Below are 13,992 nucleotides of genomic sequence, written 5' to 3'. Positions count from 1 at the left end.
GGGGGAGGTGTGTTATGACGAACACATGGCACAAGTTATCAGCAATCGAAACCGCAGGTCTGCTTGCGACCGATATGGAACAGGGACTTTCCACCGAAGAAGCGAAACATCGACTGGCTCGATATGGGCAAAATAAGCTGCATAAGGGCAAGCGCTTTTCGGCTTTGCTGATTTTTATCAGTCAGTTTAGAAGTCTCGTTATTTGGGTGCTGATTGGTGCAGCGGCTGTTTCCGTCGCACTCGGTGAAGTTATCGACGGTATTGCCATCATCGCTATCGTGATCTTGAATGCAATAATTGGCTTTCTCCAGGAGTATCGGGCCGAGAAAGCGGCCGCCGCACTCGTTCGTTTAACAGCGCCGCATTGCCGAGTGATTCGGGATGGCCATAGTTTGGTGATTACAACCACTGAAGTCGTTCCGGGAGATTTACTGTTACTCGAAGCGGGCGATTTGGTTGCAGCGGATGCTCGCCTTATTCAAGCCTCCGTGTTTCGTGTCAATGAAGCCCCGCTCACAGGGGAATCACAAGCCGTGGCTAAGTTTACCGTTAGTTTGGTATTGGACACACCATTGGCTGAGCGAAGCAATATGGTTTTTCTCGGTACCAGTGTGACGGGAGGTTCCGCTCACGCGGTGGTGGTTAACACCGGCATGGAAACCGAACTTGGTCGCATCGCGAAACTGCTCGAATCGGCCGAAAGTGGAGAAACACCATTACAACGCCAACTGGAACGGGTTGGACGCCTTTTGTTGATGGCGTGTTTCGGCATCGTCGGCTTGATTTTCGGTCTGGGAGTATGGCGTGGCATCGCCCCCTTTGAGCTGTTCCTAAGTTCGGTGAGTCTTGCCGTCGCGGCGATTCCCGAAGGGTTGCCAGCGGTGGTAACGATTGCGCTGGCATTAGGCGTGCAACGGATGGTTCAACGGCATGCCTTGGTACGACGCTTGGCTTCGGTCGAAACATTAGGCCGTGCGCAGGTGATTTGTACCGATAAGACCGGCACGCTGACGATGGGTGAAATGACGGCCCGCAAGTTGGTTACCTCGAAAAACCTCTATCGTGTTACCGGTGAAGGTTACGCCACGGAAGGCACATTTTTCTCCGGCAACGTGGAAAGCATCCCCTCGGAAAGCCCCGAATTATTCGCCTTGCTGCGAGCATCGGCGGCATGCAACGATGCCGAACTCACGCTAATCGATGGTCGATCTACTGTAGTAGGCGATCCTACCGAGGGGGCGTTATTGGTGGTCGCCGCGAAAGCGAATATTACCCGGTCTGCCATAGAAACGGACATGCCGCGTTTGGCGGTGATCCCTTTTGATTCTGACCGCAAACGTATGAGCGTTATCCGTCGTCAGGCTAATTTCCCCTGGGCCTTTGTCAAAGGTGCTCCCGAAGTCGTTCTTAGCCGTTGCACGTTGATTCGTACCGACCAAGGTGTCAGGGCGTTGACTGAAATCGACCGCACGCATTTGTTTCAGGCCAATCGCTTACTGGCCAACGATGCTTTGCGAGTGCTGGCCGTGGCAGAGCGTCCACTAGAGGGCATCCATTTCGGCGCGGGCGTGTTCAGCAGTGATGTCGAGATCGAACAGCAGCTTATTTTGTTGGGACTCGTCGGCTTACAGGACCCGCCGCGTGGTGAAGCCAGAGAGGCCGTCAGCAAATGCAAACGGGCAGGGATCAAAACGGTGATGATCACCGGCGACCACCCTGATACTGCGCGAACTATTGGCTGCGAATTAGGGATTATGGATAAGGGCGATGAAGTTCTGATTGGTACCGAGATAGACCACTTGGACGATGCTGAGTTAAAGGAACGCGTACCGCATGTTTCGGTGTATGCACGGGTAACAGCCGAGCATAAACTGCGTATTGTGCGGGCATGGAAAGCGACTGGGGCGGTTGTCGCGATGACGGGAGACGGCGTGAACGATGCGCCGGCTATCAAAGAGGCGTCCATCGGAATCGCTATGGGCATTACCGGTACTGAAGTGACCAAAGAAGCCGCCGACATGATTGTTGCCGATGATAATTTTGCTTCCATTGTCGCCGCCGTCGAAGAAGGACGCGGCATTTATGACAACATCGCCAAAACGCTAGCTTATCTGCTGGGCAGTAGTACCGGCGAATTGTTGGTGATGTTGGGGGCGGTGCTGCTGGGTTGGCCATTACCGCTTTTACCGTTACATCTTTTGTGGATCAACTTGGTTACCGATGGTTTTGCAGCTTTGGCGCTCTCCACCGATCCGATCGATCCAGGGGTATTGAATCGCCCACCACGAAGAACGCAATCCCAGTTACTCAATCGGAATTTGTTTTATCTGACGTTATTCACCGGTATATTGGCCGCAAGCGTCACGCTGGGCGTGTTTGCCTATGAACTGCATGTGGTTGGCAATACGCTTGATCAAGCTCGCGATGCCGCCTTTACCGCTCTGGTGATTACCGGTTTGCTGCGCGCCTTCGGTGCGCGAAGCGAACAGCGCGTCATCTGGCAAATCGGCTTGTTCTCCAATCTACGCTTGTTTCTGATTGTCGCCGTGTGTTTCGGCTTACAGTTGGCGATACACCATGTTTCGATGCTACAGGCCCTGTTTCAGATCAAATCGGTGTCGTTGCATCAGTGTGTAGTCTGGATCGGGGTTGGATTTATACCCTTGACAATCTTAGAACTCAGAAAAATCCTGCTCAATCGAGCCAAAAAAATTGCTTAGAATGATGAAAACCGAGCAATCACGCCGCCGCCAGCCTAACAGAGTGAAATCGCCCCAAGCGATGTCCACCAATCGCTTTATTCACCGAAAAATTCTGGCTCGATTGTTTTTGGGTTGGTTGTTCCTGAGCGTAACAGTAGGCGGTTCCATTTTATGGCTGGAAATTAAGAGGGCCGAGCAATTGGTTCATGCCCTTGCGTTGAAGGAATCAGCGATATTCAGCGGGGCATCGGCCCATAACCTGGAACAACTCGATACCCCATCAACCGTACATCTGAGGCTACTGGCTGAACAACTGGTGAGCCAGCATTTTCTGATTGTCGAATTGTATGACCGCAACGAACAGTTAAAACTCGAAGTTGTTCGACAAGGGCAGGAAGTGGTCGAGCAGTTCATCGATCAATATCGCCATCAATTTCCAAAGGTCGACGAGTTTACGCATGACCTACATTTTATTCGGGGGCAGTTGTGGCTAGTGACACTGGTTCCGCTACGTGGCGAACAGGATTCGCCGATGGGTTATTTCGAGGGCGTTTATCAGGTTGATCCGGAAACGTTTGCCGCGTTGAAGCAAAACCTAATCCGCATGCTGGCCTTCGTGACGCTAGGCATTTTCTTTACCAGCCTCTTGATGTATCCGATTGTCCTGACCCTCAATCGAGGCGTCATTAGGCTTTCCGGCGAACTCTTACAAGGCAATCTTGAACTGATGAATGTACTGGGCTGTGCCATTGCAGAACGCGATTCGGAAACTAACCATCATAACTATCGGGTGACTTATTACGCACTGCGGCTTGGCGAAGCGATTGGGCTGCCTGAAGAAAATATGCGCGATCTCATTGCAGGGGCTTTTTTACATGATGTCGGCAAGATCGGCATCCGCGATCCGATTTTACTGAAACCGGAAAAACTGACAGTGGATGAATTCGAGGTCATGAAAACGCATGTGGCATTAGGCGTGGAAATTCTAAACAAATCGCACTGGTTAACCGGTGCGCGGGATGTCGTGGAGTTTCATCATGAGAAATATGACGGCAGCGGGTATCTGCAAGGCCTTAAAGGGGATGCCATTCCTCTGAACGCGCGAATATTCGCTATCGGGGACGTGTTTGATGCGCTGACCTCGCACCGTCCGTACAAGGACGCGTGGCCAGCGGTCGATGCTATTACCAAGCTCACTAAAGAGGGTGGCAGCCACTTTGACCCTCAACTGGTAACGATTTTTGCCAAGATTGCTCCGAGTCTTCATCAAGAGGTGAATGATTTAGACGAATCTCAACTGGAAGCAATGCTGCAACGCCTTGTTGGCGAACACTTTTTGAACACTGCGTTTAAGGCTCGAAAGGCAAGATATGAAGTTGCACGCACATAGGCTTAGGAAATTGACCCAATACGGTGCGGCAACACCTTTGTTTGCACCAGTATTGCGCAATCAGCCGTGAGAGTATGTAAAGACGAATTTAACTCATTGATTTTAATAATGGCACTATTTGTGCTTGAAATATAAAGATTTATAGAATGGATTGATGTCATTTCTAATTTTTCATCACTCCATGAGCTATAAAAACAGGACGAAATTAACGATTAATAACAACTAAATCTGGAGAAAATCTATGAAAACAAAACTATTGATTACCTTATTGTTAGGTGCTGGCATCTTAGTGGCATGTAGTGAGATGAACCCGCATCCGATGGATATGACTCAAGCCGTTCAAAGCGCAACGACCAAAGCTGATCACGAGGCATTGGCGAAACATTACGAAGAGGCGGCCAAAGAACTGCAACTTAAAGTTGAAGAGCACAAAAAACTGCTTAGCCAATATCAAGCGAAAAGCTATGTTTACGGCAAGCAACTCGACACCTTGGTAAGTCATTGTCGAGTGTTGATTAATGCCTATGAAAAGGCGGCTGAAGCCAATTTGAGTATGGCGGCGATGCATCGCCAGATGTAAATGATTTGTGCTGCTTGCCAGGATTCTTCTTGGCAAGCAGCCGCTGAACTATATTGTTCAATTTGTTAGTCGGACAGTTATTAAGAGTTCTGTCGTTGGTTTGACGGTCTGCTGTACGATGGAACAGGACTGCCGATGAGTTGGATGGCGAACGGCTGCTTGGGGTCGGTCTTTGTCGCCCAAGTCGCTGCTGATACCGGCTTCGAAAAATGACCAGTCCAGAATACGTCCGTTTTCTGGACTTTTCAACCTTCCACTTCCTGACGCCGTCTGATAAGGCTTCCAGAGTCCATAAAACTATTCCATGAAACAAATTCCAGATATACTCTGATCTTGAGACTTATTGGACTAGAGGATAGAGAAAACATGTTGATCGGTTATGCCAGGGTATCCACTGATGATCAGAATCTGGACTTGCAACGAGACGCGCTTGAAAAAGCGGGTTGCGAAAAGATTTACACCGAGCAGCAAAGCGGTGCGAGTACCGAGCGTCTCGGTCTGGCCGGTGTTATGGAAATAGCCCGCTCAGGTGACACGTTGGTGGTTTGGCGACTTGATCGACTGGGCCGCTCCTTGAAGCATCTGATCCACCTGGTTGAAAAACTGGAACAGCAAGGTATCGGACTCCGAAGCCTGCAAGAGAATATTGATACCACCACCAGTGGTGGCCGGTTAGTGTTTCATCTGTTCGGCGCTTTGGCTGAGTTCGAACGCAACCTAATTCGCGAACGCACCCAGGCGGGATTGTCGGCAGCGCGTGCGCGAGGACGGCAAGGTGGCCGGCCAAAGCTCCTTGATCCTAAAAAACGCGAGCTAGCGTTACGCCTTTATAAAGAACGTCAACATAGCATCGTGGAAATCTGCCGGATCATGGGGATTTCCAAAAGTACCCTGTATAACTATCTCGCGGAGCAGGGTGTCAATGCCCGCGACGCGGCATAGTCCCATTCCAACTGATTCGCTGTTGGCATTGCGCCAACGGCTGGATCGGCTATCGCCCAAAAGTCCGGAACGAACTACTCAGATCAAATCCGTCGCCGAACTTTACGCTGTTTCCATCGACACGGTTTATCGCGCACTCCGGGATTTACACAAACCCAAGGCCGCCCAGCGCGGCGACCGTGGCAAACCGCGTGTGCTGCCGAAAGCAGAACTGGAGCGCTACTGCGAACTCATCGCGGCATTGAAACTACGGACGACTAACAAGAAGGGCCGCCATGTTTCCACTCGCCGAGCCATCGAACTGATGGAAGATTATGGCCTGGAAACCCCACAAGGATTTATCCGTGTTCCCAAGGGTTTATTAAGTGTCAGTACGGTAAATCATTACCTTAGCTACTGGAAACTCGATCAACCGCGTTTGACCCGACAGCCGCCGGCGGTTAGGTTCCAGGCTGAATTGAGCAACGCTTGCTGGCAATTCGATATGTCGCCTTCCGAGCTTAAACATGTTAAAGCGCCATTGTGGATAGAACCCAGCCGAGGTGCGCCAACCCTGATGCTATACAGCATCGTCGATGACCGTAGTGGCGTAGGGTATGAGGAATATCGCTGTGTCTACGGTGAAGATGCTGAATCGGCGTTGCGGTTTCTGTTTAATGCCATGGCCCCCAAACCCTACATGCCGGATTTTCCGTTTCAAGGTATTCCGGACATGATCTACATGGATTGTGGCCCAGTCTCCAAGAGCCGGGTATTCCAGAATGTGATGGATGCCTTGGGTGTTATTTGGAAGACACACATGCCAGCCGGGAAAGATGGTCGTCGGGTAACTGCTCGCGCTACCGGCAAAGTAGAACGGCCGTTTCGTACCGTGAAAGAGGTACATGAAACACTTTATCATTTCCATCAGCCGCAGAATGAGGCCGAAGCCAACTTGTGGTTGCAGCGTTATTTGCTGGACTACAACCGGAAGGGGCACCGGAGCGAACCTCACACACGGCTGGAAGATTGGCTCGCCAACTTGCCGGCAAATGGTTTTCGCGAAATGTGTTCCTGGGAACAGTTCTGCCGGTTTGCTCGGGAGCCAGAGCGGCACAAGGTCGGGGCTGATGCTCGGGTTTCGGTGGATGGCACCGCCTATGAGGTCGCACCGGAACTGGCTGGTGAAACCGTGTTGCTGTTGTGGGGGTTATTCGACACCGAACTCTATGTCGAATATGATGGCGAACGCTCCGGGCCTTATGCTCCCATTTCAGGCCCCATTCCCCTTAATCGGTATCGGGCGTTCAAGAAAACGGCAATAGATGAAAAGGCTGATCGCATCAGGCAACTGGCCGATCAACTCGGGCTACCCATTGCCGCATTGACCGGTGACGCAGATTTACAATTAGAAGAGCCGACGGCATTGCCGGAAGATTTGCCACGGCATCCCTTCAACGCCGAACGCCAGGAATACCATTATCCCAGTAAGATTGCCGCGAAACTGGCTATCGCCGATGACATTGCGAAGCCGTTAGCCAAGCTCACGCCCAATGATCGCGCTTTCATCGACAGCGTGCTTGCTGAAACTCTCGAACGAAGCGTTGTGCTTGCACGTATTCGAGAATATTTTAGATGCCAAGAATCCCAAGGGGGACAACATGCGGGTTGAAGTGATGGACTATTATGGGCTGACCAAACCACTGAATCGCGCCGGTTATTACGAAACCGAACATCACAGCCAATTGTTCAAGAATATTCGCGGCGCTATCCATGAAGGCCGGATTATTGTTCTCTACGGCGTCATCGGTAGCGGCAAAACCGTCACATTACGCCGATTGCAGCAACAATTGAAAGATGAAAATAAAGTCACCGTCTCCCGCTCGCAAGCGGTGGAAAAGCACAACATTAAACTGAACACACTGATGGCGGCGCTGTTCTACGATCTTTCCACGGGAAAGAAGATTAGGATACCGTCCCGATCCGAGGACCGTGAAAGAGAATTACAGGCGCTGATTAAAAAGGGCAAACGCCCGGTAGCATTATTTATTGACGATGCTCATGCTCTAAAAGATGATGCCCTCACCGGTATCAAACGACTCATGGAAGTGATTGAAAGTGATGACGGATGCTTATCAGTCGTCCTTGCGGGTTGGCCCAAGCTGCGTAATGATTTGCGCCGCCCCAAATTGGAAGAAATCGGCTTGCGTACCGATATGTTCTCGCTGGACGGCATCACCGGCAGTCAACGCGAATATATCAAATGGTTACTCGGCCAATGCACTGAACGCCAGAAGGAAGGAGTGGAAACGCTGATGACCGCCGATGCCATTGACCTCTTGGCAAGTCGGTTACGGACCGCCTTGCAGATTGAATGGCATCTGACTCAGGCCTTTGAAGCGGGGTATCAATCAGGTGAAAATCCGGTCGGCGCTGAGTTGGTCGAAACGGTGTTATCCAAGCACTTGGACGACATGGAAGCCACCATCACCCGCCAAGGATATGGTCTGCGCGAACTGGTGCAGAACTTCGATGCCAAACCAGCAGAAATCAAAGCCCTGTTTGCCAACCAACTCGATCCAATCCGTGCCAGCGAACTACGGGATCGTATGCGCCTGGCTGGATTACCGATCTGAATTCATTATGGTTTCAGTTGCAAATAATCCTGGTTTGCTGCGGACGATTGCAGGTCGGAGCAGATGATTGCTGGTTCAGTTGCAAATAATCTCGGTTTGAATGCCCGTCAGTTGCATTTAATTCTGGTCGAAAATTGCGCTGATTGCACGTTTGCGCGTTTTCGATTGCAAGCCGTTACACCTACGGCGGCGGACATTGGGATAATCGCTTGATCGGTTCCGACGAGCGCTTTTACAAACTGGCGATTCCGAACGCTTACCTGGATATTTTTACGCCGATAGGCAAGGGCCTGACCACGCGCATCGGCCGGTTTTACACGATCATGGGTTACGAGACCGGCTTGTCGCCGGACAATTTTTTCTACACCCATCCTTCTACCTTCCAGTACGGCGAACCATTTACCCATTTCGGCATGACTACCACCTATCCGGTTCATCAAAATCTCAGCGTGACGCTGGGCGCGGTGACTGGCGGCCATACCAAATTGAACGGTGTGCTGGACGGTAACGGCGCCTGGGACGGATTCGACAAAAACATGGAGAATTGGAACTTTCTAGGCGGCGCGACCTGGACCAGCGACGATGCGGCAACCTCGTTCACCGCGACGCTGATTACCGGCGACGTCAACAGCGACAACAATCTTCGGGAATTTCAACGCCAGACCGGTATCAATAAGCGCGACAACCGCACGTTTTACAGTCTGGTTCTCCAACATAACTTTACCGAACGCTGGCATTACGTACTGCAACACGACCACGGCATCGAACAACAACACCCGCTGAATAATTTCGCCGACGCCGAATGGTACGGTATCCATTCGCAATTGAAATACGATGTATCCGATACGGTGGGCGTGGGCCTGCGCGGCGAATGGTTTAGGGATGACGACGGTGTTCGGGTGGGTCAAATGTGCCCCAGTTGTGCGGTGCTGGGGACCGGGCCGGCCAATTATTATGCGGCGACGCTCGGCGTGAACTGGAAGCCGGCCAAATGGCTGATGCTGCGCCCGGAAGCGCGTTACGACTGGTCAGAAGGCGTCGATGCTTACGACGAACGGAACAAGGACAGCCAGTTTATTTTTGGTGCCGATGTGGTGGTGACCTTTTAAGCCGGGTTACCAGACTTTGAGCCGGTAACCCAGCCCGGATTCGGTCAGCAGCAGTTTGGGCTGGGCCGGGTCGGCTTCCAGTTTTTGCCGGAGTTGGCTCATGTAAATCCGCGGGTAGTGGGCGTGTTCCTGGTAATTGGGACCCCAGACCTCGCGCAGGATTTGCTGGTGGGTTAACACCTTGCCGGCATGTTTGACCAATACCGTTAGCAGCCGGTACTGGATCGGCGTCAGGTGTACTTCCCGGTCGTCGACTTTGACTACCCGGTTGATCAGGTCGACCTGCAAATTGCCGGTGGTAAATACTTGCTCTTGCGCCGAGTCCGACGGCCGCACGGCGTGGCGCAGCGCTACCCGGATCCGCGCCTGCAATTCGCCGAAACCGAAGGGTTTGGTCAGGTAATCGTCGGCCCCGGCATCGAGCGCGTCGATTTTCTGTTGTTCGCCGCTTCTGGCCGACAGGATGATGATCGGTAGCGCAGACCAAGCCCTTACCGCCTTGATTACATCGACGCCGTCCATATCCGGTAGTCCTAAGTCCAGGATCAGCAAATCCGGCTTGCGCACACCCAATTCCACCAGGCCTTGCCTGCCGGTCTCGGCATCGAACACCTTGTAGCCGTTGCTGTGCAGACTGGTGCGCAGAAAGCGGCGGATGGCCGGATCGTCTTCGATGACGATGATGACGGGGTCGGTTTTGGACATGGTGCGGGTTTCCGTTGAGCGTTATTCCTCGGGTTCGACTTCGGGTGGCGGCTGGTCCAGAGGCAGCTTGAAGACGAATAGCGCGCCGCCGTCCGGCCGGTTGCGCGCGCTGATGGTGCCGCCGTGGATTTCGACGATGGCGCGGCAGATCGCGAGCCCCAGGCCGACGCCGCTTTGCGCCGTTTCCTGGCGGCCTTGGTAGAACTTCTCGAACAGGCGTTCCTCCATGCCGCGCGGAATGCCGGGGCCGCGGTCGGCGACGGCGATTTCGACCGAACTGTCGCCGAATTCGGCCGATATTTCCAGCGGGCTGGCCTCCGGGGTATAGCGTACTGCGTTTTCCAGCAGATTGATCAACACCTGTTCGATCATGACCGAATCGGCCAGCACCATCGGTATGCCCGGCGGCAGCTTGACCGTGACCGGCCGGCCGGCCAGTTGGGCTTGCAACTGGGTCAATGCGGTGCCCACGATTTCTTCCAGCGGGTACCATTGCTTGTTCAACTCCAACACGCCGGCTTCGAGCTTGGCCATGTCGAGGATGTTGTTGACCAGATTCGCCATGCGTTCGGCTTCGTCGACGATACCTTGGCCGAGTTCGACCAGGTCCTGCGGCGCCAGTTTTTGCTGGTTATGGGCGATGGTGCTGGCCGAACCGATGATGGTTGCCAGCGGCGTGCGTAAATCGTGGGAGATCGCGCTGAGCAGCGAGTTGCGCAGACGCTCCGCTTCCATTTGCATCTGGGTGGAACGGGCGCGTTCGGAAAAGCGGATGCGGCCGATGGCCTGGCCGATCTGGCGTAAAAAGGTTTCCAGCAGTTTTTGCTGCTCGGGCAAAAACACCCGGCGCAGATTGACCGGCAGCAAGGCCAGTACGCCCAATACCTGGTCGTCGCTATGTATCGGGAAGTAGACGGCGGAGGCGCCGGGCAGGGTATCGGTACCTTGGCCGGCGATTTCGTTATGGTCGAATACCCATTGGGCCACGCTCAAATCGGCACCCAACAACGATTCGGCGAGGGCTTTTCCTGCCGGAAATACCATGCGGCCGTTGCCATTCGGAAACAGAATCACGTTGCGGCTGCTGAATTCGGCATACAAATGCTTGACCGCAACCCGCACCACGTCGGTTTCGCTCTGGCTGCTGCCTAGCTCCCGGCTCATCGAATACAAAGCCGCGGCCCGGCGCTCCCGGTGCGCGGCCACTTTGGCTTGCGAGCGTACGTTGGCGGTCAGATTGCTGACGACGATGCCCACTGCCAGCATCGCCGACAGCGTGATCAGATACTGGCTGTCGGCCACCGAAAAACTGTAGTAGGGCTGCACGAACAATAAGTCGAAGCAGCCGACGCCGAGCACCGAGGCCAGCACCGACGGCCCGCGGCCGAAGCGACTGGCGACGAAAATCACGCCCAGCAAATACACCATTATCAAGTTGGCCGGTTCCAACCGGCCCAGCAGCAGATAGCCCGCCGCGGTAATCAACGCATTGACGGCAAACGCCCACAGGTAGCCCAGGTAACGCCGCGCGGTTTTGCTGGGAATGCGTTGCTTCAGGCCGGGTAGGGGGCTTTTGCCGAACAAAGCCAGTTCCGGGGCAGCTTGGCCGCGCTCCCGCGTTTGCGGGCTGCCGAGCAGATACAGGTTGATATTGTGGGCCCGGCTAACCAAGGTATCGACCACCGAGCCGAATAGCCAGCGCCGCCAGCCGCGCCGGCTGGGTTTGCCGATGACGATTTTGCCGATGTTGCGTTGCCGGGAAAAGCGGATCAAGGCTTCGCTCATGTCCGGTGCACTGAGGGTCACGGTTTCGGCGCCGAGCTGTTCGGCCAGGCGCAAAATGCGCAGCACGCCGTCGCGTTTTTCGGCCGGCAAACGCTGCAACTGCGGGGTTTCGACGTAGGCCACGATCCACTCCGCGCGCAGGCTGGTTGCCAGGCGTTTGCCGGCGCGCACCAGGCGCTCGGCCAGGGCGTTGGGGCCAATGCAGACCAGAATCCGTTCGCTGACTTGCCAGACTTCGCGGATGGCGTGGTCTTCCCGGTAATCCAGCATTTCGGCGTCGACCCGGCTCGCGGTCTGACGCAGAGCCAATTCCCGCAGCGCGATCAGATTGCCTTTGCGGAAGAAATGTTTGACCGCTTCCTGGGCTTGTTGCGGCAGATAAACCTTGCCTTCCTTGAGCCGGTTTAACAATTCGTCCGGCGGCAGATCGACCAGCTCGACTTCGTCGGCGTCTTCGAACACCGTGTCCGGCACCGTCTCCCAGACCCGAATGCCGGAGATTTGGCCGATGTCGTCGTTCAAACTCTCCAGGTGCTGCACGTTTAGCGCGGTGTAGACATCGATACCGGCTTCGAGCAATTCGTGGATATCCTGCCAGCGTTTCGGGTGGCGGCAGCCGGGGACATTCGAATGCGCTAATTCGTCGACCAAAATGATGGCCGGCCGCCGCTTCAATGCGGCATCCAGGTCGAATTCGTGCAGCACCGTTCCTTTATAGTCGATCCGGCGCAGCGGCAGCGTTTCCAGGCCGGCCAGCAGCGCCTGGGTTTCCTTGCGGCCGTGGGTTTCGACGACGCCGACCACGACGTCCAGATTGTCGGCACGCCGCTCGCGGGCGGCCAACAGCATCGCAAAGGTCTTGCCGACGCCGGCCGCGGCACCGAAGAATATCTTCAGCCGGCCGCGTTTGGCCCTGGCCTGGTCGCGCTCGACGCGGGCTAACAGTGCATCGGGATCGGGGCGGATATGTTGCATATGGGTTCCGAAAATCAAGGCATGTGCCGAAGTCGGTCCAGTTTACGAACAGATCGATAAAATTTTCGTAAATATTTGGCGTTATCGGGCTGTTGAGTCGGGTGGGCTATCGGCGGGTATTTCGGAGTCGTCGCGGTCTGACAATTTTGTCATGACACCTCAGTACCATTGAACCAAATGGCTCAAAAATTAAGATTTGCGAACCTCTTCAACAAATATAGGAAATGGATAACATGCAAGTGACCAAAGTTTTCAAAGCGGGCGTAGTGGCCGGTCTGCTGGCCATGTCGGATGCTAGTTCTGCAAGTGTCTGGGCACCTACCGATAACGACAGCCAGTTCGCCAACACTTACGCATTGCTGCTGAACATACCTACCGGAGAGAAGTTCGGTATTTTCGAAGACACTGCTTTGTTGAGCAGCTCTATAGGCAACGCCATTATTAATCCGGTATTGAGCTTTTTCGATGCCGCGACTGTGACCTTTACCCAAAACGGCGTCAATGTCGACATCAAGACCGGCAACTCGACCGGAGCGCTGCTCGGTTCCAGCAATTTTCAATTGGGTTGGTGGTCTCCGACCGGCTGGATCACCGAAAACTCTAGCAGCATGATCAGTCTGCTGGGTCAAACTTCCTGGAGTCTGGCATTTGTTGATCCGACTAACCACGGTGCCGGTAACGAACACCGTTTGTTCGCCTTCGACATTAAGGCTTCCCAGGCTAGCTCGGACTATCCGGGCTCCGGCGGCACTCCGGCGGCGGTGCCTCTGCCAGCCACGGCGTGGTTCATGATGACGGCTGTGCTCGGCTTTTTGGCGAAAGGGCGCCGCAAGTCGACTGTCTTGGCATAAATTCGGCCAGCCTTTGCACTCTACCGGCTTCCGCCGAGCGGGTGTAAAGGCTGATTCTGCAGCGGCAGATGGGCGGGATTTGCCTTTCAGGTTTTTGCCGAGTCGGCTGCTGATGTGTTCTGTTTGCGTTCGCAGTATCCGCTTTGCAATCCGGCTGTATCAGCCGAATCAAAACACAAAGGCCAATGCCCTATGTTGCGGAGCAGCTCAAGCCAATTGTCGCCTCGGTAAACGAAGTCTGATCGGTAGCTGTAACCAATTGATTAACTTTGATTATTAGAGGGCTTTTGTTTGGTTTCTGCACAAAAATATGCCGCTAACCCGAAAAGCGTTCAGCC

10 protein-coding genes are annotated in these 13,992 nt (G+C 53.9%); 8 read left to right on the top strand and 2 right to left on the bottom strand.

Annotated features, from left to right (window positions below; all coding sequences use genetic code 11):
- Positions 1 to 14: 14 nt before the first annotated feature.
- The 7 genes from VXJ35_RS17945 (at position 15) to VXJ35_RS17915 (ending at position 9,338) form a co-directional block, all read left to right on the top strand.
- Positions 15 to 2,720: a cation-translocating P-type ATPase gene (locus VXJ35_RS17945; protein WP_064022610.1), complete on the top strand. Its 2,706-nt coding sequence runs from the start codon at positions 15 to 17 to the stop codon at positions 2,718 to 2,720.
- Position 2,721: 1 nt separating this feature from the next.
- Positions 2,722 to 4,092 (top strand): HD-GYP domain-containing protein, encoded by a 1,371-nt coding sequence (locus tag VXJ35_RS17940; RefSeq protein ID WP_064022609.1) that lies wholly within the window; start codon positions 2,722 to 2,724, stop codon positions 4,090 to 4,092.
- 241 nt (positions 4,093 to 4,333) lie between these two features.
- Entirely contained in the window at positions 4,334 to 4,672 is a 339-nt protein-coding gene (locus VXJ35_RS17935; RefSeq protein WP_064022608.1) for a hypothetical protein, read from the top strand.
- Positions 4,673 to 5,038: 366 nt separating this feature from the next.
- Entirely contained in the window at positions 5,039 to 5,614 is a 576-nt protein-coding gene (locus tag VXJ35_RS17930; RefSeq protein ID WP_064022607.1) for a recombinase family protein, read from the top strand.
- A 4-nt stretch (positions 5,615 to 5,618) separates the two neighbouring features.
- Positions 5,619 to 7,265 carry an IS481 family transposase gene (locus tag VXJ35_RS17925; protein WP_197496102.1) on the top strand — a complete coding sequence of 549 codons (1,647 nt, stop codon included), beginning with the start codon at positions 5,619 to 5,621 and terminating at the stop codon, positions 7,263 to 7,265.
- Complete coding sequence (locus VXJ35_RS17920; RefSeq protein ID WP_064022605.1) at positions 7,255 to 8,229, top strand: ExeA family protein; 975 nt, start codon at positions 7,255 to 7,257, stop codon at positions 8,227 to 8,229. The genes VXJ35_RS17925 and VXJ35_RS17920 overlap by 11 nt, the downstream gene beginning before the upstream one ends.
- A gap of 143 nt (positions 8,230 to 8,372) precedes the next feature.
- Complete coding sequence (locus tag VXJ35_RS17915) at positions 8,373 to 9,338, top strand: outer membrane beta-barrel protein (protein WP_269454916.1); 966 nt, start codon at positions 8,373 to 8,375, stop codon at positions 9,336 to 9,338.
- 6 nt (positions 9,339 to 9,344) lie between these two features.
- Here the strand turns inward: VXJ35_RS17915 and VXJ35_RS17910 are convergent, their stop codons facing one another.
- On the bottom strand, positions 9,345 to 10,043 hold the full coding sequence (locus tag VXJ35_RS17910) for a response regulator (RefSeq protein ID WP_054762757.1): 699 nt from the start codon (positions 10,041 to 10,043) through the stop codon (positions 9,345 to 9,347).
- Between the two features lie 21 nt (positions 10,044 to 10,064).
- The gene (locus VXJ35_RS17905; RefSeq protein WP_064022604.1) at positions 10,065 to 12,803 is read right to left on the bottom strand and encodes a sensor histidine kinase KdpD; all 2,739 of its coding nucleotides are present in this window, start codon (positions 12,801 to 12,803) and stop codon (positions 10,065 to 10,067) included.
- A 233-nt stretch (positions 12,804 to 13,036) separates the two neighbouring features.
- Here VXJ35_RS17905 and VXJ35_RS17900 point away from each other — a divergent pair, with 233 nt between their 5' ends.
- Complete coding sequence (locus VXJ35_RS17900; RefSeq protein ID WP_157198225.1) at positions 13,037 to 13,654, top strand: hypothetical protein; 618 nt, start codon at positions 13,037 to 13,039, stop codon at positions 13,652 to 13,654.
- Positions 13,655 to 13,992 lie beyond the last annotated feature (338 nt).

Source organism: Methylomonas sp. DH-1, from assembly GCF_046097555.1.
Lineage (GTDB): Bacteria > Pseudomonadota > Gammaproteobacteria > Methylococcales > Methylomonadaceae > Methylomonas > Methylomonas koyamae.
The sequence above is the reverse complement of the archived record's forward strand: the minus strand, read 5'-3'. Positions and strand labels throughout refer to the sequence as shown.

Bases quoted from the DNA above. Each gene is read 5' to 3' on its own strand.
- VXJ35_RS17945 (WP_064022610.1), top strand. From the start codon at position 15: ATGACGAACACATGGCACAAGTTATCAGCAATCGAAACCGCAGGTCTG.
- VXJ35_RS17940 (WP_064022609.1), top strand. From the start codon at position 2,722: ATGATGAAAACCGAGCAATCACGCCGCCGCCAGCCTAACAGAGTGAAA.
- VXJ35_RS17935 (WP_064022608.1), top strand. From the start codon at position 4,334: ATGAAAACAAAACTATTGATTACCTTATTGTTAGGTGCTGGCATCTTA.
- VXJ35_RS17930 (WP_064022607.1), top strand. From the start codon at position 5,039: ATGTTGATCGGTTATGCCAGGGTATCCACTGATGATCAGAATCTGGAC.
- VXJ35_RS17920 (WP_064022605.1), top strand. From the start codon at position 7,255: ATGCGGGTTGAAGTGATGGACTATTATGGGCTGACCAAACCACTGAAT.
- VXJ35_RS17910 (WP_054762757.1), bottom strand. From the start codon at position 10,043: ATGTCCAAAACCGACCCCGTCATCATCGTCATCGAAGACGATCCGGCC.
- VXJ35_RS17905 (WP_064022604.1), bottom strand. From the start codon at position 12,803: ATGCAACATATCCGCCCCGATCCCGATGCACTGTTAGCCCGCGTCGAG.
- VXJ35_RS17900 (WP_157198225.1), top strand. From the start codon at position 13,037: ATGCAAGTGACCAAAGTTTTCAAAGCGGGCGTAGTGGCCGGTCTGCTG.